A 23838-nucleotide genomic window follows, 5' to 3' on the forward strand; every position below is an offset into this window, starting at 1 on the left:
TGGGCGTTGACGCGCCTGCCTTGCGGGTTTAGCTGGCGGGCATGGCGAGAATTCCTTTGTTGCAGATGTCCGGCATTTCCCTGACCTTCGGGGGTGATCCGGTGTTTTCCGAGCTTGATCTGGTGGTTCAACCGGGTGACCGAGTGGCGCTGGTCGGGCGCAATGGGTCGGGCAAATCGACATTGATGAAGGTTATGGCTGGTCTGGTCGAGGCGGATCGGGGCGACATCGTGATTCCGCCGGGGAAATCCGTTGGATATATGGAGCAGGACCCCGGTATGGAGGGTTTCGCGACCTTGGGGGACTACGCCTCGAGCGGGTTGGAACCTGGTGAGCTGTACAAGGTTGAGCGTGCGGGCGAGGGGTTGAAGTTTGATCCGTCACGCGCGGTTGAGACCGCCTCGGGCGGGGAGCGGCGGCGGGCGGCGCTGGCCAAGTTGATGGCGGAAGCGCCGGATCTGATGCTGTTGGATGAGCCGACAAACCATTTGGACATTGAGGCCATCGCCTGGTTGGAGCGCGAGTTGGGCGCGACGCGGGCGGCGTTTGTTCTGATCTCGCATGATCGGGCGTTTCTGCGTGCTTTGACCCGCGCGACGCTGTGGATTGATCGGGGTGTTGTGCGGCGGCAGGAGCAGGGGTTTGAAGCGTTCGAGGCCTGGCGCGATAAGGTTTGGGAAGAAGAAGACCAGCAGCGGCACAAGTTGAACCGGCTGATCAAGTCTGAGGCCAAATGGGCCGTCGAAGGCATCAGCGCCCGTCGCAAGCGCAATCAGGGCCGGGTGCGCGCGTTACAGGCTTTGCGGGCCGAGAAAGCGGCGCAGATCAAGCGGCAGGGATCGGCGGCCATGTCGCTGGAATCCGGCCCAAAGTCGGGCCGCAAGGTGATCGAGGCCAAAGGTGTTTCGAAAGCGTTTGGCGATCAGCAGATCGTGCGCAATTTCAACCTGTTGGTGCAGCGCGGCGATCGGGTGGCCTTTGTCGGGCCGAACGGCGTAGGCAAGACGACGCTGCTGAAGATGTTGCTGGGGCAAGAGGCCCCGGATGCGGGCACGGTCACGCTGGGCACCAACCTTGAGATTGCCGTTTTTGATCAGACCCGTGCGCAGCTCGATCTCGAGATGACCCTGTGGGACAGCCTGACCGGTGACCCTGAGATGCGGGTTTCCGGCAAGGCCGATCAGGTCATGGTGGGCGGGCAGCCGAAGCATGTTGTGGGTTACCTCAAGGAGTTTCTGTTTGACGAACGGCAGGCAAGAGCGGCGGTTAAGTCGTTGTCCGGTGGGGAAAAAGCGCGGTTGCTGTTGGCGAAGCTGATGGCCAAGCCTTCAAACCTGCTGGTGTTGGACGAACCGACGAACGATCTGGATGTCGAGACGCTGGATTTGTTGCAGGAACTGCTGGACGATTATGACGGCACCGTTCTGCTAGTCAGCCACGACCGGGATTTTCTGGACCGGGTGGCGACAACGACCATCGCGATGGAGGGCAATGGCCGGGCGACGGTCTATGCCGGAGGATGGACAGACTATATTGCGCAACGCGGTGATGTTTTCGAGAAGAAAGAAGAGAAAACAAAGGCTTCAAAGCCGAAGGTAACGCAAGAGGCGAAGCCGAAGGTGGGGCTTTCTTTCTCGGAAAAGCACCGGCTTGAGAAGCTGCCTGCGGAAATTGCGCGCCTTGAGGCCGAAATCGGCAAGCTTGAGGAACTTATGTCAGACCCCGAGCTGTTCAAGCGAGAGCCGGTCAAGTTCCAGAAAGCGACGGAAGCTCTGGTCGAGCGACAGGCAAAGCTGTCAGCGGCCGAGGAGGAATGGCTGATGTTGGAAGAGAAGGCCGAGGGGGTCTAGGCCGCCTTGGCTAGTCAACAGGACGGGCCGGATTGCCGACGACCGTCGCGCCGGGGCTGACATCCCGCGTCACCACGCTGCCTGCGCCGATAATGGCGTTGTCGCCGATTGTGATGCCGGGCATCAGGATAGCACTGCCGCCAACCCAGACATTGCGACCGATGGTGACGGGCAGGCCGATTTCCAGCCCACGGGCGCGCTCGGCAGGGTCTTTGGCATGTTGCGCGCAATAGATTTGGGCGTTAGGGCCAAACATGGTGTCGTCGCCGATCTGGACCCGCGCCGTATCCAGAATGACGCAACCGGCGTTGAAATAGACCCGGTTGCCCAGATGGATGTTCACGCCATAGGCGCAGTGAAACGGGGCCTCAAGAAAGCAGTCCGTTCCCACATGTGCAAACAAGGAACGCAGGGCGGGGGCCATCGCGCCCCGCTCTTCGGGATCGCAGGTGTTATGGGCACGCACAGCGCGGCGCGCCGTTGCGCGCATCGCCTCAAGTTCGGGGTCGAGGCAGCAATACCACGCGCCCGCTTCCATCTTCTCCCGCTCGGTCATGCGGCAGGTCTAGCGCATCCGTAACGCGCCGTCGATGCGGATGACCTCTCCGTTGAGATAGCCCATCTCGACGATGAACCCGGCCAGCCGCCCGTACTCGCTGGGGTCGCCCAGACGCGGCGGGTTGGGGACGTCGGCGGCGAGTTGTTGCTGTACTTCCTCGGGCAGACCGGCCAGCATTGGCGTCATGAAGATGCCCGGCGCGATGCCCATCACTCGGATGCCGGTCGAGGCCAGATCGCGCGCCATCGGCAGTGTCATACCCACGACGCCACCTTTTGACGCCGCATAAGCCGCCTGACCCTTTTGCCCGTCAAAGGCCGCGATCGAAGCGGTGTTGATGATGACACCACGCGCGCCGTCCGCGTCGGGCTCGTTCTTTGCCATCTCGGCGGCGGCCAAGCGCGAGACGTTGAAGCTGCCGACCAGGTTGATGTCGATAGTGCGCTGGAACGCGTCCAGCGGGTGTGGCCCGTCCTTGCCCACTGTCTTAGCACCAATGGCGATGCCTGCGCAGTTCACGGCGGCGGTGATCTTGCCCATTTTGCCCATCGCGTGAGCGATGGCCTCGGCCACCGACGGCTCATGCGTCACATCGGTTTGCGCAAAATGCCCGTTGATTTCTGCGGCGACTTGCGTGCCGCGCGTCGCATCCCGGTCAAGCAATGTGACCTGCGCGCCCTGGGCTGCGAAGTAGCGCGCCGTGGCCTCACCCAGACCGGACGCCCCTCCGGTGATGATGGCGGCGGTGTCGGATAGGTGCATGGCGGGCTCCTTGCAGGTATATGAACGATTGTTCAATAACTGATTTGAACGCTCTATGTCCATAGGTTTGATGGTGCCAGCCGTTGGGTCGGTGGATTCTAAATATATCCTCAGAAACACTTTAGCGGGGCTTCACGCGACATCGCCATTTCGGTGCTGAACTGCCCGATCACATCGGGCGTCTTTTGGTCACGAGGTGCTGAAATGTCGAAGAGTACGAAGCAGAAATTGGGCGCGCTTACTGCTGTGCCATTCATGGGAACTCTGATGGTGGGCAGCGCGTCTGCGGCACCTGAGACCTGCAACTGGAAAACCGCGCGGGATTATGCCAATGCTGGCGACTATGCGGCCCTGTGCGACTGCGCGCAGGTCACGCCAAGCTTCTTGGAGCGGCTTCAGAGCCGGTCTGATTTCGAAACAACCCTGACCGTGACCGGAGCGCAATGCCCCGGACTGGCCGCGTTGTTGACTGACCTGCCGACGGCAAGCATTTCGAACGCGGCCAGCACTCTGGGTGAGGATCGGAGTTCTGATCGCAACACACCGGGGGCCGGTCAAGTTGCGGATGCTGGCGGTGGCGGCAATGACAATCCCGGCGACGGCGGTGGTAACGATGGTCCCGGAGGCGGTGGTGGCAACGATGGCCCCGGCGACGGTGGTGGCAATGATGGTCCCGGTGACGGAGGTGGCAACGACGGCCCCGGTGATGGTGGCGGTGATGAGCCGGGTGATGGCGGTGGCAAGCCAGGCGATGGCAAACCCGGCAAAGGCGGCGGCAAGGGCGGCGACGGACCCGGCAAAGGGAAAGGTGGCGGTAAAGGCGGCGACGGCCCCGGCAAGGGTAAAGGCGGCGGCAAAGGGAATAACGGGCACGGGAACGGCTCGGAAGGCAGCAGCCCCGGACGCGGCAACAACGCCAATGATGATGAAGGCGGTGGCGGCAAGCCCGGTAAGGGCGGCGGCAAGCGCTAAGCCGGTTTGACCCGCATCCTTCTGAAACCACAACGGCCACCCAAGGGGTGGGCGTTGCTGTGTTGGTAGTCGAACCGCTTAGCCCAACTGCACCAGCGCGTGCCGCTTCTTGCCAGCGCTCAGCTTGATGGGCGAGGACAGAGCGCCCGCGTCGATCATCAGCCCTGCATCGGTCAGGGGGGCGTCGTCCAGCTTGGCTCCGTTCTCGGCGATCAGGCGTTTGGCCTCTTTGCCGGATTTGGCGAGGCCGGATTTGACGATGATCTGCACAATCGAGGCGGGCAGGTCTTCGGCATTCAGCGTCAAGGTCGGGAGGTCCTCGCCCACGCCGCCTTTTTCGAACACCTCGCGGGCGGTGGCCTCAGCCGTGGCTGCGGCCTCGGTCCCGTGCAGCAGGGTGGTAACTTCATTGGCGAGGCGAATTTTGGCCTCGTTGATCTCGGACCCTTGCAGCGCGGCCAGACGGTCGCACTCGTCGACGGGAAGCTCGGTGAAGATTTTCAGGAACCGGCCTACGTCCGCATCGGTGGTGTTGCGCCAGAACTGCCAGAACTCATAGGCACTCAGCATATCGCCGTTCAGCCAGACGGCTCCGCCTTGGGATTTGCCCATCTTGCGGCCATCGCTGGTGGTCAGCAGTGGCGTGGTCAGGCCATAGATTTCCTGATCCAGCACGCGGCGGGTCAGGTCGATGCCGTTGACGATATTGCCCCACTGATCCGAGCCGCCCATCTGCAGAACGCAGCTATAGCGGCGGTTCAGTTCCAGGAAATCATAGGCCTGCAGGATCATGTAGTTGAATTCGAGGAAGCTGAGCGATTGCTCGCGGTCCAGCCGGGATTTCACTGACTCGAAGGACAGCATCCGGTTGACCGAGAAATGCCGCCCGATATCGCGCAGGAAATCGAGGTAGTTCAGGCTGTCGAGCCATTCGGCATTGTTCAGCATCAGCGCGCCGATGTCGCTGTCATCGTAGGACAGGTATTTGGCGAACACCTGCTTCATGCCCGCGATATTGGCGCCGATCTGTTCGGGGCCCAGCAGGGGGCGCTCGTCCGAGCGGAACGAGGGGTCGCCCACCTTGGTCGTGCCGCCGCCCATCAGGGTGATCGGTTTGTGGCCGGTTTTCTGCAGCCAGCGCAGCACCATGATGTTCATCAGGTGACCCACGTGCAGCGACTGCGCCGTGGCGTCGTAACCGATATAGGCCGTCTGCACCCCGCTGATCAGCGCGTCGTCAAGGCCCTGATAATCGGTGCAGTCGGCGAGAAAGCCGCGCTCGATCATCGTGGCGATGAAATCCGATTTGGGGTGGTAGGTCATATCGTGCCCTTTGGGTTGATGTTGCGCGGCAACGTATAGGGCCGTGCAATGCCAAGTAAAAGGTGCATTTGCCCGTTTTAACGTGCAGAGGTCAGCTTTTGGTCGGCGGCAGGCGGAAGGCAAACACCATCGCAATCAGGTTCAACGCCGCCAGCGCGAAGATCGGCGTGATCGGATCATGCAGATGCGCCACCGCCCCAAGGGCTGCCGCAAAGGCGATGCCGACCAGCCCGGCGGTGACATCTCCGAGGGCGACGAGATAGGGGCGCTCGGTCTCTTTGGTCATTTCGATGATGTACAGGTAGCGGCCATAGATCACGCCGTTGCCGCCGAGCGACAACAAAAGGATCACCGCCGCGTACAGCCAGACGTTCTGCGCATAGCCCATGAAAGTGAACCCCAACGCCAAGACCGCCGACAGCGCCGAGATCAGGCATCCCAGCCACATCACCGGCTTCACCGAGATCCGGCCGCTGAGCCAGCCCCAGATGATCGAGCCGATCACGACACCGGCGCTGGCCCCGATCACGAAGTAACTCAGAGAGTGTTTGGTGCCCACGTGATAGGTGGCGGCGTGGATGGTGTAGAAAGGCATGGCCAGTTCGACCGACACAAACAGCAGCCGGGTGACCAGGAACTTGCGATACCAGGGATAGCCCATGCCGGTTTTGAAGCCGGTCGCCAGTTCGGCCATTGGTTTGGGCTTCTTGGCGGGGGTAGGTCTGGGCGGCTGGTCCTCCTCGAAGATGCGCACACCGGCAAAGCTGATGCCGGCGGCAAACATGGCGACAACGCCGCACCACATGACAACGATATGGCGCTGCATGGGCTGGTCCGAGACCAGAAGGTCCTTGGTTACCCAGACAACGACAATCGCTAAAGCGCCCGAGATCGTGGCCTGCGCAAACACCATCCGATTGCGCTTGGCATCCGGTACAGACACGCCATAGATCTGGCTGGTGCCAAGGCTGGCCAGCCCCTGACACAGCCCCATGATCGCCGCCGTCGCAAGGAACAGCAAAACGACCATCAGCTGCGGCAGGTTGGTCGCAAACAGCGCGACGATGGACAGGATCACTCCGGTCAGGATATTGGGCACATAGACGGCCAGTTTCGCCCGGGTGACGCGATTGATGAAGGGTGAGACAAAAATTTCAGCAATCAGCCGCGCGCCGGTGACGCAGGGCAGCAGCAGCCCCGCGATGAACGTGGGCGCGCCCAGGGCGAGATACAGGAACGGCAGCACCAGGCGCGGGTTGACCAGTTGCGTCCCGATGGTAGACAGCGCCCCCGACCAGAAGATCAACTGGTAGTTCCGGCTTTCAACCGTGCGCGTTGGTTTTGACGTCTCAGGCTGTCCCATTCTTGCTCATCACACGATCGGTATTTGTGTCTTGCCCGCCCTCAATGCTGGCGCAGAAATCGGTTTTCTGCAATGGGATTGGGGCCTTGGTGTTGATCCCGGGGCGCAGGCGGCGAAAAAAGCTGAAGGATGCAGCGCAAGGCTCTTGCCATGGGCTGCGGATAGGTTGCAGTTTGGTCAGATCGCAACCCAAGGGTGTAAAGCCCCTGCGAAAATCCACATCACCAAACGGGAGAAGGGCGTGGGCCTGGCCATCAAGACAAACAAGGCGATCCGGGCGCTGGGCGCGATGTCCGGCACCTCGCTGGACGGGGTGGATGCCGCCGTGGTGGAAACGGACGGGCACCGGATATTGGGGTTCGGCGAAAGCGGCTATCGGGCGTATTCCGAGGCCGAGCGTACTCAGCTACGCGCCGCCCTTGGGCAATGGAGCGGGCCTCAGGTCGAAGCGGCGGCGGAGCTTGTGACGCTGGCCCATGCCGAGGCGCTTTCGGAATTCGAAGATGTCGACCTGATCGGTTTTCACGGCCAGACCCTTGCGCATGAACCGCGCGGGCGGGGCACGCTGCAGGTGGGTGATGGCTTTGGTCTCGCGCAGGCGCTGGGCCTGCCGGTGGTCTGGGACTTTCGCAGCGACGATGTGAAAATGGGCGGTGAGGGCGCGCCGCTTGCGCCGTTCTTCCATTTTGCCTGTGCCAAGTGGATTGGGGCACAGGACCCTCTGTGCTTTCTGAACCTCGGCGGGGTTGGGAACCTGACCTATGTGGACCCATCCTTTGACGGGCCCGAGATGCCGGGGGCTCTGCTGGCCTTTGACACCGGCCCGGCCAATGCGCCGGTCGATGACTTTATGCAGGCGCGGCTGGGCCTGCCGATGGATCGCGACGGTGCGGTGGCGCGCGGCGGGAGCGTCGAGACCGGCGCGCTGGAGCTATTCCTGGCCGAGCCGTTCTTCACCCGCATGCCGCCGAAATCGCTGGACCGCAACGACTTTGCCGAGATGATCGGGCTGGTGCAGGAACTCAGCGATTCCGATGCGGTCGCCACGCTGACCGGCATGTGTGCCGCCGGGGTGGTGCAGGGGATGGAGCATTGCCCCAAGCCGCCCGCGCGGCTGCTGGTGACAGGCGGCGGGCGTCATAACCCGGTGCTGATGGAGATGCTGCGGGTCGCGCTGGACTGTCCGGTCGAGCCGGTCGAGACAGTTGGTCTGGACGGCGACATGTTGGAAGCACAGGCCTTTGCCTATCTCGCCGTGCGCGTGGCGCGGGGGTTGCCGACCTCGTGCCCCGGAACGACCGGCGTGCGGGCGTTGGTGGGCGGCGGGGTTGTCAGTTCGGTGTCAATGGATCGCGCTGTCTGAACCGGTCTGCCGGGGCCGCCGCAGAACAGCAGTTCAAAAAACCGCAATGATGTGCAAGGGTTACGGCATGGTCTGATCCGGGCATATTGAAGGTAGGTGGGTATGGCGACCAAGGCGGAACTGGAAGCTGAACTGAACGCGCTTCGGGCGCGCAATGCTACGTTGGAAGCAAAGGCCGAGGAACGCGCGGAGCCCGAGGCCTCACCGCCTTTGAAAACGGCGGACGAGATTCGAAAGATGCTGGAAGAGCACGGCATAGACCTGAAAAAGGCCGAGGCGCTGGGCGAGGATGTGGTCGAAGAATTCGGCAGGCTGCAGAAGCAGTACCCGATCACCGCTTTGTTGGTCGCCTTCACCCTTGGGTATGTCGTTGGCCGGGTGCGTAGTTAGGATACGGGACATGAACAGACTCAGCAAAAATCTGACAACGATCTACCGCACCGAACGCCTGATCGCGCGCCGCCGTTTCGCCGTCATGCAGCAGCAGACCATTTTGATGGTGTTGGCCGGGATCTCGGCCTTGGCTGGCCTGGTTCTGTTGGATGTCGCGCTGTTTTTTACGCTGAAAACATGGATGTCCTCGGGGGCGTCAGCAGCCGTTTTGTCCCTCGCCAACCTGCTGCTGGCCGTTCTGCTTGTGCTGTTTGCCAAGCGCACGAATGTCGAGGACGAAATCGCCCCGGCAGTCGAGGTCCGCGACATGGCCATCGCCGATATCGAGGACGAGTTGGAAGAAATGGCGGTTGAAGCGCGTGAGGTCGTTCAGGCAGTGAAAAGCATCGGCGCGAACCCTCTGGGGTCTTTGCCCGCCTTGTTGGTTCCGCTGATCTCCGCAATCCTTCGCGCCAAAGAGCGTAAGGAATAACGCGGGGCTCAGTTGTTCAAAGCGCGCGTGTAGTCAGCCGCAAATTCGGTATACCCGTCCGAGGTGGATTTCAGATGCGCCCGCGTCCAGTCGTGGAAGGCGGGTAGATGGTGGAACGGCACGTTCGGGAAGGCGTGATGTTCCGCATGATAGGGCATATTCCATGCCACGAACCGGACGATCCGGTTGGTGAATGTCGTGCGTGAGTTCTCCAGCATGTTGGCCACGGGTGGGCAGAGCCCATGTTCCGCCAGCAAATAGAGGCGCAAAAAAGGCTGGCCGATCAGCACCGGCAGCAGCCAGAGCCAGAACAGGGCCGAGGTATAGAACAGGCTGAGCGTAGTAAGGGTGTATAGCGCCAGAAGAACCCGCGCCTCGGTTCGGATGGCGCGATGTTGGCGGGCTGGAAGGTAAGGCGCGTCGATCTTTCCTGCGGCATTGCGCAGAAGGGTGCGCACCATGCCGGACCAATAGGGCCACCCGCTGAGGTAAATGATCAGGCTGCGCCAATTGTCGGGGCGGGGCTTGCCGTCCAGCTCGGGGTCTTTCTGCGGATGATTGGTCCATTTGTGATGCGCCAGATGGAAATAACGGAACCATGTAAAGGGCAGGGCGATCGGCACCGAGACCAGATGCCCGACCGCGTCATTCAGCCACTCGGTTCTGAACGGCGTTTTATGGGTGCATTCGTGGCTCAGCGTGAACAGGAAGACCAACAGAATGCCCTGCGGCAGGATCAGCAGCGGCCAGAGCGGGATTTGCGCGGCGATCCCGGCGCTGGTCACGGTGAGCATCCCAAAATACAGCGCAAGATGCTTCAAGCCCGCCCAGTCGGACCGTCTCTGCAGATGGTCCTTCGCCTCGGGCGGTATTGTGGCGATCAGGGCGCGGTGGTCCATTCCTCAGCCTTTCGGGATGTCAAAACCTGGCGCGGCCAGTTCGAAGCCCTCGAACTCGAACCCCGGAGAAACGGTGCAACTGACCAGAGTATACTCGCCGGTACTACGCGCTGCCTGCCAATGGCCTTCGGGCACGATCACTTGCGGCGCGCCCTGCGACAAGTCAGGCGTCAGCAGGTGATCGCTTGCAGGCCCTTCATCTGTTTCGCTCAGCGACAGGACCAGCGGTGCGCCTGCATGAAAAAGCCAAATCTCGGTCGCATCGACCCGGTGCCAGTGGCTGCTTTCCCCAGCCTTTAGCAGGAAATAGATACAGGTCCCGGTCGCGCGCCCCGGATTGTCGGCGCGCCAGGTCTCTTTGAACCAGCCGCCCTCGGGGTGTTGCTGCAGGTTCAGGTGGTCGATGATCTGGTCAGCGGTCATGGTGTCCTCGTGAGTTAGGGCGATTATGCACGCGCGCGCACGATCTGCTATGGCAATCATGCGCAGGGTGCATATGTTTGCGACATGACCCTGACGATCCCCTTTGACAACTCCTATGCCCGCCTGCCGGACGGATTTTTCGCACGGCAAGCCCCTGTTCCGGTGCGCGCGCCGCAGATGATCGCGTTCAACGAGGGCCTCGCGCGGCTTTTGCGGGTCTCTCCTGGTGACGTGCAGGAGATGGCCGAGGCCTTCTCGGGGAACACCCTGCCCAGAGGGGCCGAGCCGCTGGCGCAGCTCTATTCCGGGCATCAGTTCGGGCACTACAACCCGCAGCTTGGCGACGGGCGGGCGGTTTTGTTGGGCGAGACCGTGGGAACCGACGGTATCCGCCGCGACATTCAGCTTAAGGGTTCCGGCCCCACGCCGTTCTCGCGACAGGGAGACGGACGGGCGTGGCTGGGGCCTGTCCTCAGGGAATACGTGGTGTCCGAGGCCATGCATGCGCTGGGCATCCCAACCACGCGTGCGCTCGCCGCCGTTGAAACGGGCGAGGTCGTCCTGCGTGAAGGCCCGATGCCAGGTGCGGTTCTTACCCGCGTGGCGCAAAGCCACCTGCGGGTGGGCACGTTTCAGGTCTTTGCCGCGCGCGGTCAGTTGGATAGCCTGCGACGCCTGACTGACTATGCCATTGGGCGCCACTACCCAGAGGCCGAAGGACCGATGGGCCTGCTGCGCGCGGTGCGGGATGCGCAGGCGCGGCTGATTGCCGGGTGGATGAGCGTCGGCTTCATTCACGGGGTGATGAACACCGACAATTGCTCGATTGCCGGTGAGACCATTGACTACGGGCCATGCGCGTTTATGGACAGCTATCACCCCAATACGGTCTACAGCTCAATCGACCGGATGGGGCGCTATGCCTATTCCAACCAGCCGGATATCGCCGTTTGGAACCTCGCCCAACTGGCGACGGCGCTGATCCAGCAAGTCGAGGATAAAGACGCCGCGGTCGAGGAAGCCACCGAGATCGTCCACGCCATGCCGGACCTGCTGCAGCAGAACTGGCTTGCCCGTTTCCGCGCGAAAATCGGTCTTGCGACGGCCGAAGATGGCGACCTTGAGATGATCTCGGACCTGCTGACTCGCATGGCGCAGAACCAGGCCGATTTCACCAATACGTTCAGGGCTTTGGGCAGCGATAACACGCGGGACCAGTTCACCGATCCCGATGCGTTTGATAGCTGGTCCGAGGGCTGGCAGGCGCGGCTTCAGCGCGAGGACGATCCGCAACAGGTCATGGCCTCCGCCAACCCGGCCTACATCCCGCGCAATCACCGGATCGAACAGATGATCGAGGCCGCAGTCGCCGGAGACTATGCACCGTTTCACCGGCTGAATACCGTGCTTGCCAAACCTTACGAGGATCAACCGGACCAGACCGACTTGGCACGGCCTCCTACGGTAAACGAGGTGGTTCAGGCCACGTTCTGCGGAACCTGAGGGCGACCGATAAGGTCAAATCGCAAACAGGCTTCGGACTGTTCGATGGGCAGGGTGGGCGAAATCAGACCGCTGCTGGTCAGCATGATCGTTTCGCGTTTCAGCTGGATTTCCTGGCCGCCTTCCGATTTTACATAGGTGCCCGATGTGCTGCGATCCGTCAGAAACAGCTTGCCGCTTTTCATGCTCAGAACTGCATGCAGCCGTGAAACCCATGGCTGCGGCAGCACGACGTCGCAGTCGGACGACCGGCCCAGTTTGAACTCACCATCGTTTCGGCAGCGCCAGGCTCGGTCCTTGTAGCTGAGAATCAAAGTCAGGGTATCCCCACCCTGCAGGTTGCTTTCGGTCCGACCGAAATCCAGCGGCAAACGGGTTTGTGTTGACGGGTCCAGCACGGAGTTGACCAGCGAATATGCCGTAACCGGCTCGCTCAGCCCTTTCAGGGTGAGCCCGCCAAGCGGCTTGAGAAGCTGCCGAAGCTCTGGCGACAGCATCGAGGCGACGTCGTCGCTGATACAAGCCTCGCGCGGGTTGGCGGCGGTGGACAGGCGGGCGGTGACGTTGACGGCCTCGCCATAGATACCCCGCTCGGCCACGACGATTGGCCCGCTATGCACGCCGACATGGACGGAGACCGGCGCTTCGGCCGGGCGTTCAATCATCTGCAGGGTCGCATAAACCGCCGCATTCGGGTCGTCAAAATAGCTGAGGACATCGTCGCCCTTCTGGCCCACCGGTATGCCGCCAAATTCCAGCATCACAGTCCGCAGCCGGTCGATTTCAAGCTGAAGCAGCCGCTGCGCCTCATCATCGCCCACAGCCTGATACAGCGGTGTGCTTCCCGAAATATCGGCGATGACCATGGTGGCGAACCTGGAGTTGGCGTCCAAAACCTGCATTCCCTTTTTTGGCGCAGTTTAGCGGTGCAGGATGATCTGTACACGGTTTTATGTCGTTTCTGTGGGCGTTGGATGAAGTTCCCCGCGCCTGTGTGACGAAATCGCGAGGTATAGCAAAATCAGGTTGCGCCGGGCGTTGAGTTTGGCACCCTTGCATTTGATTGTTAAACCGGATGCCGATGACCAGTTCCCGTACCCTGCGCCTTGCCAGCTACAATATTCAGAAATGCGTCGGGTTGGATTTCCGCCGTCAGCCACAGCGCATCCTGCAGGTTCTGGACAAGATGCAGGCCGACATCGTGGTTCTGCAAGAGGCCGACAAACGCCTGCCGCCCCGCCCCGCGGCGCTGCCGCATTTCATGCTGGATGAGGCCGGGTGGCAGATTGTGGATCTGGGCGGTGCGGGCAGCCTGGGGTGGCATGGCAACGCTGTGATCTGGCGGGGTCAGGGTATCTCGGTTCGGCAGACAGCACATCACGAATTGCCGGGGTTAGAGCCGCGCGGTGCGGTGCGGGTCGAGTTCGACACACAGATCGGGCCGCTGCGGGTGATGGGATTGCATCTGGGACTGATACCGGCGTCGCGGCGTCAGCAAATCTCGCATCTTCGGCGATGCGATTCAGCGCTGGACAGGATGCCGACGGTCTGGGCGGGTGATTTCAACGAATGGTCGCGCCAACCGGTACTGGACAACCTCGCGCCCGAGATGCGGTTTTTGCCGCCGAAACCCAGCTTTCCGGCGGCGCAGCCATTGGGCGCGCTGGACCGGATCGCGTTGGGACAGGGCGTCGAAGCCTTGGCGCATGGCGTGCACGAAGACCGCCCGGCCCATATCGCCTCGGACCATCTGCCGGTCTGGGCAGATTTGCGGCGCAGCGCCTGAAACCCTTGCCGTTTCAAACGAATCCCTGTGGCGCTGGGCGCGCAGACATACTAAGACAGAAACCCGAGTAGTTCCTGAGGGGCATCATGAAGGATTCGATCATCGCGCGCTGCGAAGCCAAAGGGCTGCGCATGACTGGCCAGCGGCGGACCATCGCGCAGGTTCTGGAACAGAGCGAGGACCATCCGGATGTCGAAGAACTGTACGGGCGCGCCTCGGCCATAGATTCCGGGATTTCGATTGCCACTGTGTATCGCACGGTGAAACTTTTCGAAGAGGCCGGAATTCTTGAACGTCTGGAGTTCGGCGACGGGCGCGCGCGCTACGAAGATGCCGAGCGGGACCACCATGACCATCTGATCGACATGCAGTCCGGCAAAGTGATCGAATTTGTCGACCCCGAGATCGAAGCGCTACAGGAAAAGATCGCGGAAAAGCTGGGGTATCAGTTGAAAGGCCACCGGTTAGAGCTGTACGGGGTGCCGCTCAAACGGGACTGATCCATCACAAAACGCGATTGGTCTCAGCAAGATAATTCATCAGTGGCGATGTGATTACGCTTGCTTCCTAAATATGCATGCGGCTTAGCTGTTTTGACGGACGGCAAATGAGGCCGCCGGTTCCTGCGGACAAATACATGAACAACGTAAACGGCATTCTGCTGCTTGTCGGATCGATGGCAGCTTTTGCAATCGAGGATATGTTTATCAAGCACCTGTCGGCAACTGTGCCGACCGGGCAGATTCTGATTGCGTTGGGCGTTTTCTGCGGTTTGGCCTTTGCGCTGATGTCGCTGACCACGCGCAAGCGGATCTTCGATCCCGCTGCGTGGGCCTTGCTGCCGCTTGCGCGCGCTACGTCCGAGGGCGTGGGCGCGGTGCTGTTTGTGACCGCGTTGTCTTTGATCGATCTGTCCACGGTTGCCGCTGTGTTTCAGGCGCTGCCGCTGGCTGTGACAATGGGTGCTGCGTTATTTCTGGGCGAAAAAGTAGGCTGGCGGCGGTGGAGCGCGATTGGTGTCGGCTTTATCGGAGTGTTGATGATCATTCGTCCGGGCCTCGACGGATTCCAGCCCGAAACACTCTTGGTTGTCGCGACCGTGTTCCTGATCGCCGCGCGCGACCTGATCACCCGCAAAATTGATGCGCGCGTGGCATCTTCGGTCGTAGCAATGCAAGCCTATGTTGCCGCAATCCTGGCGGGGGCCGTGTTGATGGTTTCGACAGGGCAATCTTATGCTCCGATTCAATCGGCGCAGGTCGGGCCTTATCTGGCGGCGGTGATCTTCAGCATGTTGGGCTATTACGGCATCGTTGCGGCGATGCGGGTGGGTGAGGCCTCGGCCATGATGCCCTTCCGCTATACGCGGCTGGTGTTTTCGATGATTGCGGGCGTGTTGATGTTCAACGAACGGCCCGACACGATGACGCTGGCCGGGGCGACGCTGATCATCGGGTCGGGTCTTTACACCTTTGTCCGCGAACGCCGTCTGGCGCGGCAGATGGCCACCGCCTGATCGCTGTTGGCGCAAACAGGCGCGTGTTAGCCCTAAAGGTTGCAAATATGTGTGTTAGCGATAACATGACCGGTTTACTTTTCACCGGTTGCTGCTATGACGCGTGCAACCGAATGCAGCCATAGGGACGGCCTCATGAGCACGATCATCGACATCCACGCACGCGAAATTCTGGACAGCCGGGGCAACCCGACGGTCGAGGTTGACGTGATTCTGGAAGACGGCACTATGGGCCGCGCGGCCGTGCCCTCGGGCGCGTCGACCGGGGCCTATGAGGCGGTGGAAAAGCGCGACGGCGACAAAGCGCGGTACATGGGCAAGGGCGTTCTGGAAGCCGTGGCCGCCGTGAACGGGGAGATTGCCGAGGAACTGGTAGGCTTTGACGCGACCGAGCAGGTGGCGATTGATCAGGCGATGATCGAGTTGGACGGGACCGAGAACAAGGGCCGTCTGGGTGCAAACGCCATTCTGGGTGTCTCGCTGGCGACCGCTAAGGCGGCGGCGGATTTCACCACGCAGCCTTTGTATCGCTATGTCGGCGGCACCTCGGCGCGGGTTTTGCCGGTGCCGATGATGAACATCATCAATGGTGGCGAGCACGCCGACAACCCGATCGACATTCAGGAATTCATGATCATGCCGACCTCGGCCAGCAATATCCGCGAGGCGGTGCGCATGGGGTCCGAGGTGTTCCACACGCTGAAGAAAGAGCTGTCTGCGGCGGGTCTGGCCACCGGTGTGGGTGACGAGGGCGGCTTTGCCCCGAACATTGCCAGCACGCGTGAGGCGCTGGATTTCATCCTGAAGTCCATCCAAAAGGCAGGTTACAAGCCGGGTGAGGAAATCCATCTGGCGCTGGATTGCGCCGCGACCGAATATTTCAAGGACGGCAAATACGTTCTGGCGGGTGAGGGTATTACCCTGACCTCGGAAGAAAACGCTGCCTATCTGGCCGCATTGGTCAACGATTACCCGATCATCTCGATCGAAGACGGCATGTCCGAGGATGACTGGGACGGCTGGAAAGCCCTGACCGACGCCATCGGTAACGAAGTTCAACTGGTGGGGGACGACCTGTTCGTGACCAACCCCGAACGTCTGGCTGAGGGGATCGACCGCGGTTGTGCCAACTCTATGCTGGTCAAGGTGAACCAGATCGGCTCGCTGACCGAGACCCTGCGCGCCGTCGATATGGCCCACCGTGCGCGGTACACCAACGTGATGTCCCACCGCTCGGGCGAGACCGAGGACGCCACGATTGCCGATCTGGCGGTGGCGACGAACTGCGGTCAGATCAAAACCGGCTCGTTGGCGCGGTCGGACCGGTTGGCTAAATACAACCAACTGATCCGCATCGAAGAGTCGCTGGGCGAGGTCGCCGAATACGCCGGGGCGTCGATCCTGAAACGCTGAGCGTCGGCGGATCACTACACAATTCAGAGCGCCGGACCGCTGCTACGCGGCCCGGCGTATTCGTTGAGAAAGCTTAGAATTATACTCCCGTCTTGCGGGAGGGCGCAGCGCGCCCGTCTCTTTCAGCGTGAAATTTCAGCTTCGGAAACGCGGGTCCGGAGTAGAAGACGTGAAAATTATTGTTTCCGTTACCCTTTGTTTTTCAGTCGAAAATCATCAATAAGCCTCAGCGCATAAGATTTTATATAACTTTTGTGTGAACTTTTACCTATTAGCCAAGGCGCACTGTTCCCTATCCTGACGCTATTACAGAAAAGGGGAACATCATGACTGGTTCGAAATTCATTCTTGTTGCATCAGTTATCAGCACTGTTTTTCTGGCGGCCTGCTCAGCGCCCGGCACATACCCGATCACCGGACAGAAGGTGTCGGCGGACGATCCGGTTCATGAGATGAGCTACAATCAGTCGATGATCTTCCGCGGGGAATCGCGCTGATCCGACTTTGTCCTGCCAGTGATCCTGTCAGAGCTTCCGGCTCATCAGTATATACCGGTCGCGGGGTTTGAAACCGGTACGCAGGTACAGCTTTTGCGCTGACTCGTTCTTACGGTCCACTTCCAGATGCAGAGCAGTCAGACCGGCCTCGGCCAGCGCTTTGGGAAGATCCAGCAAAACCTCGGTCGCGATCCCGCGGCCGCGAACGGCGGGGCGGATGTAGATTTCGTCTACGAAGCCGTCCATCCCCCCGAATTCGACCGACCAGCCGAAGGTCAGGATGATGTAACCAAGTGGCGCACGCCCCGGACCGATCAGATAGACGCAGCCGTGGGGGATGCCCTCGAGCAGTGGCAACAACGCATCGCGGCGCTGGTCTGCGTCTTGTTCGATGCCCTGTTCAGCGTGAAAGGCCGACACAAGCGCCATCAGGCGGTCCAGATCTTCGGGGCGGGCGAGGCGGAGTGCAGCGCTCATAGTCGGGCCAGTCTTTCTGTTAGCAAGTCGAAGAAGCCCTGAGCGTCTACGTCGCCCATGAACATGGCATTTGGCGCGCGGTCCGTGACCCGCCACCAGTCCGCCACTGTCATGCCCAACGTCAATTCTGACTGGGTTTCAATCTCAACATTGATGTGGCGGCCCGAGAACAGTTCGGGGCGGATCAGATACGCGGTCACGCAGGGGTCGTGCAGCGGCGCGCCTTCCGAGCCGTATTTCTCTTTGTCGAACCGTTCGAAGAAATCGGTCATCTCGGCGACGGCATGGCCAACTTTGGACTCCAGCGCCCGGAACGCGTCGTTGCGATGTGGGGTGACCAGCGCATCATGGGTGACATCCAAAGGCATGACCACGATATGAGCGCCGGATTTAAACACGATATCAGCGGCTTCCGGGTCGACATAGATGTTGAACTCAGCCGCCGGGGTGATGTTCCCAACCTCGAAATACGCGCCACCCATCAGCACGATTTCCTGAACGCGATCAACGATATCGGGCGCTTTCTGAAAGGCGGTGGCGATATTGGTCAGCGGCCCTAAGGGGCAGAGCGACACGGTCCCCGGCTCCTGCGTGCGCAGGGTGTCGATTATGAAATCCACACCGTGCCCATCGGCCAACGGCATCTGAGGGTCGGGCAGAACCGGCCCGTCCAGCCCCGTCTTCCCATGCACATGCTCCGCCGTAACCAATGGGCGTTTCAGCGGACGGTCGCACCCTGCATAGACGGGAATGTCGGTGTGACCGGCCAGTTCACACACAATGCGCGCGTTCTTGGCGGTCAATTCCAGCGGTACATTACCAGCGACGGCGGTGATGCCCAGCACCTCGATCTCTTCCGGGCTAGCCAGCGCCAGCAGAATGGCGACGGCGTCATCCTGTCCGGGATCGGTGTCGATGATGATCTTGCGCGGTGCCATAGCCTGTCTCCCGGAGGGCGTAGAGGCCGGACACTCGCAAGTGCCGCCCCGCTTGTCCACCCGTTTTACGTGTCAGCAGCCGTGCTTACCGGCGGGAGTTTGCCGTTGGCGCGGTGTTCCTCGGTTTTGACCTCATCCCAGAGCGCATCCATTTCTTCCAGCGTGCTGTCCGTCGGCAGCTTGCCCCGCGCAGCCAGCTGGGCCTCAACCTGTTCGAACCTGCGGGTGAATTTGGCGTTGGTGCGGCGCAGGGCGGCCTCGGGTTCGATGCCTAGATGGCGGCCCAGATTGACCATGACGAACAGCAGGTCTCCGAACTCATCTTCAAGGGCGTCGGCGTCCTTGCTGTTGCGGGCCTCTTCCAGTTCCGCAGCTTCCTCGGTGATCTTGGCCAGCACATGGCTGGCGTCGGGCCAGTCGAACCCCACGCGGGCGGCGCGCTTCTGCAGCTTATGGGCACGCAGCAAGGCTGGCAGGTTGGCGGCCACGCCATCCAAAGCGCCTTTTTGTTCCTTGTCTGCGCGTTCGGCGGCCTTGATGGTTTCCCAGTCAACCGTTTGCTGTTCCGCCGATTTCTCGCGGGATTCGTCGCCGAACACATGCGGATGCCGGGCGACCATCTTGTCCGACATGGTGCGCACCACGTCTTGAAAGGTGAAATGCCCGGCCTCGGCAGCCATTTGCGCGTGGAAGACGGATTGAAACAGCAGATCGCCCAACTCGCCCTTCAACTCGTCATAGGCTTCGCGTTCGATAGCGTCGGCGACCTCATAGGCTTCTTCGATTGTGTAGGGGGCGATGGTGCCGAAATCCTGTTCGATGTCCCACGGGCAGCCGGTATTGGGGTCGCGCAGTCGGCGCATGATTTCCAGCAGACGCTCGATCCCAGCATCCGAGTCGTGGATCAGCGGATTTTCGGCCATTGCGAACCCTTTCGTTCCGGTGTCAGATGCATCCATTCCGCAGACTGGAACAGGAGTCCACCCCAGATGCCCGTCGTCAACCGAATTGCCGATTACGCCGATGATATGACTGCGTGGCGGCAGCACCTGCATACTATCCCGGAACTGGAGTTCGAATGTCATGAAACCGCGGCCTTCGTGGCGGACCGGCTGCGCGACTTCGGTGTGGATGAGTTGCACGAAGGGATCGCCAAGACCGGCATGGTCGCGATTATCAACGGGCAGGGTGAGGGGCCCACAATTGGCCTGCGCGCCGATATGGATGCGTTGCCGATCCCCGAAGAGACCGGCGTGCCTTATGCCTCGAAAAACCCCGGCAAGATGCATGCCTGTGGCCATGACGGGCACACCACGATGTTGCTGGGGGCTGCGCGGTACCTGGCAGAGACGCGGAATTTCGCGGGCCGCGTTGCGCTGGTTTTTCAACCTGCCGAGGAAGAGGGCGGCGGGGCCGGTGTGATGGTCGAAGAGGGGATCATGGATCGGTTCGACATCTCTCAGGTCTACGGTCTGCACAACGATCCCGGCAATCCCGAGGGCGCATTCTATACCGCGCCGGGGCCGATCATGGCGGCAGTGGATACGTTTGACATAAACATACAGGGCGTCGGTGGCCACGGGGCTATGCCGCATGAAACCCGTGACCCTGTAATGGCGGCGTGCGGGATCGCGCAGGCGATCCAGACGATCGTCAGCCGGAACCACTATGCGGTCGAAGATCTGGTGGTCTCTGTCACGCAGATCCACACCGGCACCGTCAACAACGTGATCCCTGATACGGCTTACCTGAACGGTACGGTTCGCACCTTCGATCCAGCGGTGCAAAAGATGGTGATGGAGCGGATGGAGCAGATCGTGGCGGGGCAGGCGGCCTCTTACGGGGTTGAGGCGGTGCTGGATTATCAGGTGGGCTATCCGGCCACGATCAATGACGCCGAGAAGGCAGCGTTTGCCGCCGATGTCGCGCGCGATGTCTCAGGACCCGAGCGTGTGGTCGACAATATGGGGCGCGATATGGGGGCCGAGGATTTTTCCTACATGCTGCAGGAACGACCTGGAGCCTACCTGTTTCTGGGTCAGGGTGAGGGCGCGGGGCTGCATCATCCAAAGTACAATTTCAACGACGATATCGCGCCGGTTGGGGCCTCCTTCTTCGCGCGGATCGTCGAAAAGGCGCAGCCTTTGGGCTGATGAGGCAAGAGCATGGCACTGGAAGATTCGAAGAACTACGTTGATGAGGCGTTCACCAACCCCGAACTGAAAGGCGTCTCGTACGAGAACACCTTTGGCGGAGCGACCTCGTTCCTGCGCCGTCTGTATACCAAGGACCTGACAGGCGCAGATATTGCCGTGACCGGTATCCCGTTCGATCAGGCGGTGACCAATAGACCCGGCACCCGGCTCGGGCCTCGTGCCATCCGTGAGGCGAGCACCCTGCAATCGCCGGATGAGCCCTATGGCTGGCCATTCAAGGCGTTGAACGAACTGGCGGTCATCGACTATGGGGACCTAGCGTTTGACTATGCCAATATCCCGGCTTTTCCCGACACGCTGACCGATCACATCCGCACCATTCTGGCGGCCGATGTCGCCTCGGTTGCGTTGGGTGGGGATCACTATGTCAGCTTCCCGATCCTGAAGGCCTATGCCGAGAAATACGGGCCGATGTCTCTGCTGCAATTCGATGCGCATACCGACACCTGGGCCGATGATGACATGTCCCGCGTGGACCACGGAACGATGTTCTACAAGGCGGTGAAGTCGGGGATCGTGGACCCCAAGCGCTCGGTTCAGGTGGGGATACGGACCACGAACGAGGACACGCTGGGCGTCAACATCATCGACGCGCGCGAGGTTTATGAAAGTGGGCCAGCTGCGGTGGCGCAAAAGATCAGGGGTATCCTCGGCGACAGCCCGGTTTATCTAAGCTTTGACATTGATGGTCTGGACCCGGCCTTTGCGCCCGGCACAGGAACGCCAGTTTGGGGCGGTTTGTCCTCGATCCAGGCGCAGATCATTCTGCGCGACATCGCCGGGATCAACATCAAGGGCGGCGACGTGGTCGAGGTGTCTCCGCCCTATGACACCTCGGGCGCGACGGCGATTGCCGGGGCGCATGTGGCGACGCAGATTATTTGCCTGCTGGGGTGGAACAAGCTGGTGCCTTAACCTTTGGTTAGCCATCTTTCCGCTATCAGGTTAACCAAAAGACCGGACAGGAGGCATCTGGGCATGACCGAGTTTAACCAACCCATCAGCGGTAACGATCTGGCGCGGTTTTCCGGGCCGAATACGTTCATGCGGCTACCGCAGGCGTCCTCGCTTGAGGGGCTGGATGTGGCGGTGCTGGGCATTCCGATGGACATCGGCACCTCTTGGCGGTCGGGCACCCGGTTCGGGCCCAAACAAATCCGCAGCGAAAGCGCGATGATCCGGCCTTATAACATGGCCAACGGGGCGGCCCCGTTCGACAGCCTGCAGATTGCCGATATCGGCGATCTGGCGATCAACACGTTTTCGCTGGCCGATAGCCTGAAGATCATCCGCGAAAGCTATGACGGCATTCTGACGCAGGATGTGACCCCTGTGGCGATGGGCGGCGACCATTCGATCACCCTGCCGATCCTGCGGGCTGTGGCGGCCAAACATGGCCCCGTGGCGCTGGTCCATGTGGACGCCCATGCGGATGTGAATGACGAGATGTTCGGTGAGCGTGAAACCCACGGCACCGTCTTCCGCCGCGCCTATGAGGAAGGTCTGATCGTCCCCGACAAGACCTATCAGATCGGCATCCGGGGCTCAGGCTACGCCGCCAGCGACTTTGCCGAGGCGAAGGGTTGGGGCTTCAAACAGTTCCCGGCGTGGGAGGTGTGGCAGCAGAACCTGACCGGCATCGGAACGATGATCCGGAAAGAGGTCGGCAATCACCCGCTCTACATCACCTATGACATTGACAGCCTGGACCCGGCCTATGCCCCCGGCACCGGCACGCCCGAGATTGGTGGCCTGACCACTCCACAGGCGCTGCAACTGATCCACGCATTGGGTGGGGCGAATGTGGTCGGCTGCGATCTGGTCGAGGTCTCTCCGCCCTTTGATCCGTCGGGCAACACGGCGCTGACCGCCGCCAACCTGCTGTTCGAACTGTTGTGCATCCTGCCCGGTGTGACGTCGCGGTAGGGCGGCTTGTCTCAGTGCGCTTTGCAAATAGGTTGGGTCAAAAGGGACGGGATCAGGGATGAAAAAAGTGCTGCTGTTGCTGGTTTTGGGGGGAGTGGTTTTGCTGGGGGCGTATATCCGTCTGGCCCCCTCTGACCCGGATCGCTGGCATGTCGCTCCGGTAGGAGACGCGAACCGGGATATGCCCGGCGGGGCGCTGCGGGTCGTTGAGACCGGCCCGAACGGGCTGGAGGCACTTGACGCCATCGCCCGCGCTGCGCCGCGAACCACCGTGCTGGCGGGGTCGGTTGAGGATGAGATGATCACCTACGTCACGCGCACCAAGGTTATTGGATTTCCGGACTATACCACGGCGCAGCAGGACGGAGACATCCTGCGCGTTTATGGCCGGTTGCGGTTTGGTCGCAGGGATTTCGGGGTGAACGCGGCGCGGGTGGATGGGTGGTTGCAAAATCTCCAATAGGTTGAAAAGGCGCGCCAAAATACCCATATGGGTAATATGAGCAATTATGAAAGAAAGTTCCAACGTGCCACCGCAGAACTGGAATATGCCGGTCTGCAAGAACGCGGTAACCCCGCACCGGTTATCAGATTTCTCAGAAAAGCCGGGTTTGAACCGATACCGGATTTCTATCGCAGTAGGGCCTCACGACTGTTCTGGGACCCGCTAATGTTTGGCGGCCTATGGGGGGTACCAATGTACATTCTCAGAACCCCGCCGTCCTGCCTTATCTTGCGCCTGGTTGTTGCTTCGTTGGCCTTTGGCGCTGTCATGACAGCGTTCCAAGAAATGACGATCTGGCGCAAAAGAAAGCGGCACCAGCTCAGCCGGTGGGAAGACCTTTGATTGATTAAGTTGCGTCGTGGGAGGGGGCCGAGGGTTCAAGCTCGGGCCACTCCGACTGCAATCCGGACGACAAACACCCCTCCTGCACCTCGCGCCACATGGGCACGTTCAGCGACATCTGGCATTGCGCCATGAACATGCGGCCATCAACCTGCAGGCAGATCATCTCACCCAGTTCCACGCGGCTACCGGCTTTGTCGGTGCAGTAGCAGTCCTGAACCTTGCCATTCGGGCCGTAGACATCGGCCATCGCAGGGGCTGCGCACAGCGCTAAAACAAGAGCAATTCGTTTCATGCGCGGCAGCTTAGCACAGCGACGGCTCTTGACCAAAGCCCCGGA

The 23838-nt window shown here is 60.9% G+C and carries 27 protein-coding genes; 16 read left to right on the forward strand and 11 right to left on the reverse strand.

Going from position 1 to position 23838, the window contains the following annotated elements; translation table 11 throughout:
* Window positions 1-41: 41 nt before the first annotated feature.
* Window positions 42-1850: an ABC-F family ATP-binding cassette domain-containing protein gene (locus ACR0NJ_RS01560; RefSeq protein WP_480815369.1), complete on the forward strand. Its 1809-nt coding sequence runs from the start codon at window positions 42-44 to the stop codon at window positions 1848-1850.
* 10 nt (window positions 1851-1860) lie between these two features.
* Here the strand turns inward: ACR0NJ_RS01560 and ACR0NJ_RS01565 are convergent, their stop codons facing one another.
* Window positions 1861-2406, reverse strand: a complete 546-nt coding sequence (locus ACR0NJ_RS01565; protein WP_480815370.1) for a sugar O-acetyltransferase — start codon at window positions 2404-2406, stop codon at window positions 1861-1863.
* 9 nt (window positions 2407-2415) lie between these two features.
* Window positions 2416-3171 carry a 3-hydroxyacyl-CoA dehydrogenase gene (locus ACR0NJ_RS01570; protein WP_480815371.1) on the reverse strand — a complete coding sequence of 252 codons (756 nt, stop codon included), beginning with the start codon at window positions 3169-3171 and terminating at the stop codon, window positions 2416-2418.
* A gap of 204 nt (window positions 3172-3375) precedes the next feature.
* Between ACR0NJ_RS01570 and ACR0NJ_RS01575 the strand changes: the two genes are divergently transcribed.
* Window positions 3376-4143, forward strand: coding sequence for a hypothetical protein (locus tag ACR0NJ_RS01575; RefSeq protein WP_480815372.1), 768 nt, complete (start codon window positions 3376-3378; stop codon window positions 4141-4143).
* A gap of 78 nt (window positions 4144-4221) precedes the next feature.
* Here the strand turns inward: ACR0NJ_RS01575 and tyrS are convergent, their stop codons facing one another.
* Complete coding sequence (gene tyrS, locus ACR0NJ_RS01580; protein ID WP_480815373.1) at window positions 4222-5466, reverse strand: tyrosine--tRNA ligase; 1245 nt, start codon at window positions 5464-5466, stop codon at window positions 4222-4224.
* Window positions 5467-5557: 91 nt separating this feature from the next.
* Entirely contained in the window at window positions 5558-6829 is a 1272-nt protein-coding gene (locus ACR0NJ_RS01585) for an MFS transporter (protein WP_480815374.1), read from the reverse strand.
* Between the two features lie 289 nt (window positions 6830-7118).
* Between ACR0NJ_RS01585 and ACR0NJ_RS01590 the strand changes: the two genes are divergently transcribed.
* The 3 genes from ACR0NJ_RS01590 (at window position 7119) to ACR0NJ_RS01600 (ending at window position 9057) form a co-directional block, all read left to right on the forward strand.
* Window positions 7119-8192, forward strand: coding sequence for an anhydro-N-acetylmuramic acid kinase (locus ACR0NJ_RS01590; RefSeq protein WP_480815547.1), 1074 nt, complete (start codon window positions 7119-7121; stop codon window positions 8190-8192).
* Window positions 8193-8294: 102 nt separating this feature from the next.
* Window positions 8295-8582, forward strand: coding sequence for a hypothetical protein (locus ACR0NJ_RS01595; protein ID WP_480815375.1), 288 nt, complete (start codon window positions 8295-8297; stop codon window positions 8580-8582).
* Window positions 8583-8592: 10 nt separating this feature from the next.
* A complete protein-coding gene (locus ACR0NJ_RS01600; RefSeq protein ID WP_480815376.1) occupies window positions 8593-9057 on the forward strand; it encodes a hypothetical protein in 465 nt (154 codons plus the stop codon).
* A gap of 8 nt (window positions 9058-9065) precedes the next feature.
* On the opposite strand, the gene ACR0NJ_RS01605 is transcribed toward ACR0NJ_RS01600, so the two are convergent.
* Together ACR0NJ_RS01605 and ACR0NJ_RS01610 are read right to left on the reverse strand one after the other, a co-directional pair.
* Complete coding sequence (locus tag ACR0NJ_RS01605; RefSeq protein ID WP_480815377.1) at window positions 9066-9956, reverse strand: fatty acid desaturase; 891 nt, start codon at window positions 9954-9956, stop codon at window positions 9066-9068.
* A 3-nt stretch (window positions 9957-9959) separates the two neighbouring features.
* Window positions 9960-10379, reverse strand: coding sequence for a cupin domain-containing protein (locus ACR0NJ_RS01610; RefSeq protein WP_480815378.1), 420 nt, complete (start codon window positions 10377-10379; stop codon window positions 9960-9962).
* Window positions 10380-10463: 84 nt separating this feature from the next.
* On the opposite strand from ACR0NJ_RS01610, the gene ACR0NJ_RS01615 reads away from it, so the two are divergent.
* Window positions 10464-11882, forward strand: a complete 1419-nt coding sequence (locus tag ACR0NJ_RS01615) for a protein adenylyltransferase SelO (protein WP_480815379.1) — start codon at window positions 10464-10466, stop codon at window positions 11880-11882.
* Here ACR0NJ_RS01615 and ACR0NJ_RS01620 read toward each other — a convergent pair.
* Entirely contained in the window at window positions 11858-12784 is a 927-nt protein-coding gene (locus ACR0NJ_RS01620; RefSeq protein WP_480815380.1) for an adenylate/guanylate cyclase domain-containing protein, read from the reverse strand. The genes ACR0NJ_RS01615 and ACR0NJ_RS01620 overlap by 25 nt on opposite strands.
* Before the next feature lie 179 nt (window positions 12785-12963).
* Between ACR0NJ_RS01620 and ACR0NJ_RS01625 the strand changes: the two genes are divergently transcribed.
* The 5 genes from ACR0NJ_RS01625 to ACR0NJ_RS01645 all read left to right on the forward strand — a co-directional run bounded on the left by ACR0NJ_RS01625 (window position 12964) and on the right by ACR0NJ_RS01645 (window position 17094).
* The gene (locus ACR0NJ_RS01625; RefSeq protein ID WP_480815381.1) at window positions 12964-13668 is read left to right on the forward strand and encodes an endonuclease/exonuclease/phosphatase family protein; all 705 of its coding nucleotides are present in this window, start codon (window positions 12964-12966) and stop codon (window positions 13666-13668) included.
* A gap of 86 nt (window positions 13669-13754) precedes the next feature.
* Entirely contained in the window at window positions 13755-14168 is a 414-nt protein-coding gene (locus tag ACR0NJ_RS01630; RefSeq protein WP_480815382.1) for a Fur family transcriptional regulator, read from the forward strand.
* Window positions 14169-14305: 137 nt separating this feature from the next.
* Window positions 14306-15184: a DMT family transporter gene (locus tag ACR0NJ_RS01635; protein WP_480815383.1), complete on the forward strand. Its 879-nt coding sequence runs from the start codon at window positions 14306-14308 to the stop codon at window positions 15182-15184.
* A 135-nt stretch (window positions 15185-15319) separates the two neighbouring features.
* The gene (gene eno, locus ACR0NJ_RS01640) at window positions 15320-16597 is read left to right on the forward strand and encodes a phosphopyruvate hydratase (RefSeq protein ID WP_480815384.1); all 1278 of its coding nucleotides are present in this window, start codon (window positions 15320-15322) and stop codon (window positions 16595-16597) included.
* 326 nt (window positions 16598-16923) lie between these two features.
* Complete coding sequence (locus ACR0NJ_RS01645) at window positions 16924-17094, forward strand: hypothetical protein (RefSeq protein WP_480815385.1); 171 nt, start codon at window positions 16924-16926, stop codon at window positions 17092-17094.
* Between the two features lie 27 nt (window positions 17095-17121).
* On the opposite strand, the gene ACR0NJ_RS01650 is transcribed toward ACR0NJ_RS01645, so the two are convergent.
* From ACR0NJ_RS01650 to mazG, 3 genes are all read right to left on the reverse strand, one after another.
* A complete protein-coding gene (locus ACR0NJ_RS01650) occupies window positions 17122-17571 on the reverse strand; it encodes a GNAT family N-acetyltransferase (RefSeq protein WP_480815386.1) in 450 nt (149 codons plus the stop codon).
* Window positions 17568-18509 carry a nucleoside hydrolase gene (locus tag ACR0NJ_RS01655; protein ID WP_480815387.1) on the reverse strand — a complete coding sequence of 314 codons (942 nt, stop codon included), beginning with the start codon at window positions 18507-18509 and terminating at the stop codon, window positions 17568-17570. The genes ACR0NJ_RS01650 and ACR0NJ_RS01655 overlap by 4 nt, the downstream gene beginning before the upstream one ends.
* A gap of 65 nt (window positions 18510-18574) precedes the next feature.
* Window positions 18575-19432: a nucleoside triphosphate pyrophosphohydrolase gene (gene mazG / locus ACR0NJ_RS01660; protein WP_480815388.1), complete on the reverse strand. Its 858-nt coding sequence runs from the start codon at window positions 19430-19432 to the stop codon at window positions 18575-18577.
* Window positions 19433-19498: 66 nt separating this feature from the next.
* Here mazG and ACR0NJ_RS01665 point away from each other — a divergent pair, with 66 nt between their 5' ends.
* From ACR0NJ_RS01665 to ACR0NJ_RS01685, 5 genes are all read left to right on the forward strand, one after another.
* Window positions 19499-20662, forward strand: a complete 1164-nt coding sequence (locus ACR0NJ_RS01665) for a M20 aminoacylase family protein (protein ID WP_480815389.1) — start codon at window positions 19499-19501, stop codon at window positions 20660-20662.
* 12 nt (window positions 20663-20674) lie between these two features.
* A complete protein-coding gene (speB, locus tag ACR0NJ_RS01670) occupies window positions 20675-21640 on the forward strand; it encodes an agmatinase (protein ID WP_480815390.1) in 966 nt (321 codons plus the stop codon).
* A 63-nt stretch (window positions 21641-21703) separates the two neighbouring features.
* Window positions 21704-22651 (forward strand): agmatinase, encoded by a 948-nt coding sequence (gene speB, locus ACR0NJ_RS01675; RefSeq protein WP_480815391.1) that lies wholly within the window; start codon window positions 21704-21706, stop codon window positions 22649-22651.
* Between the two features lie 58 nt (window positions 22652-22709).
* Entirely contained in the window at window positions 22710-23114 is a 405-nt protein-coding gene (locus ACR0NJ_RS01680) for a DUF1499 domain-containing protein (protein ID WP_480815392.1), read from the forward strand.
* Between the two features lie 36 nt (window positions 23115-23150).
* Complete coding sequence (locus tag ACR0NJ_RS01685) at window positions 23151-23498, forward strand: DUF6404 family protein (protein ID WP_480815393.1); 348 nt, start codon at window positions 23151-23153, stop codon at window positions 23496-23498.
* Window positions 23499-23502: 4 nt separating this feature from the next.
* On the opposite strand, the gene ACR0NJ_RS01690 is transcribed toward ACR0NJ_RS01685, so the two are convergent.
* Window positions 23503-23793: a hypothetical protein gene (locus tag ACR0NJ_RS01690; RefSeq protein WP_480815394.1), complete on the reverse strand. Its 291-nt coding sequence runs from the start codon at window positions 23791-23793 to the stop codon at window positions 23503-23505.
* Window positions 23794-23838 lie beyond the last annotated feature (45 nt).

The sequence above is a fragment of the Ruegeria sp. F11 genome, assembly GCF_056533855.1.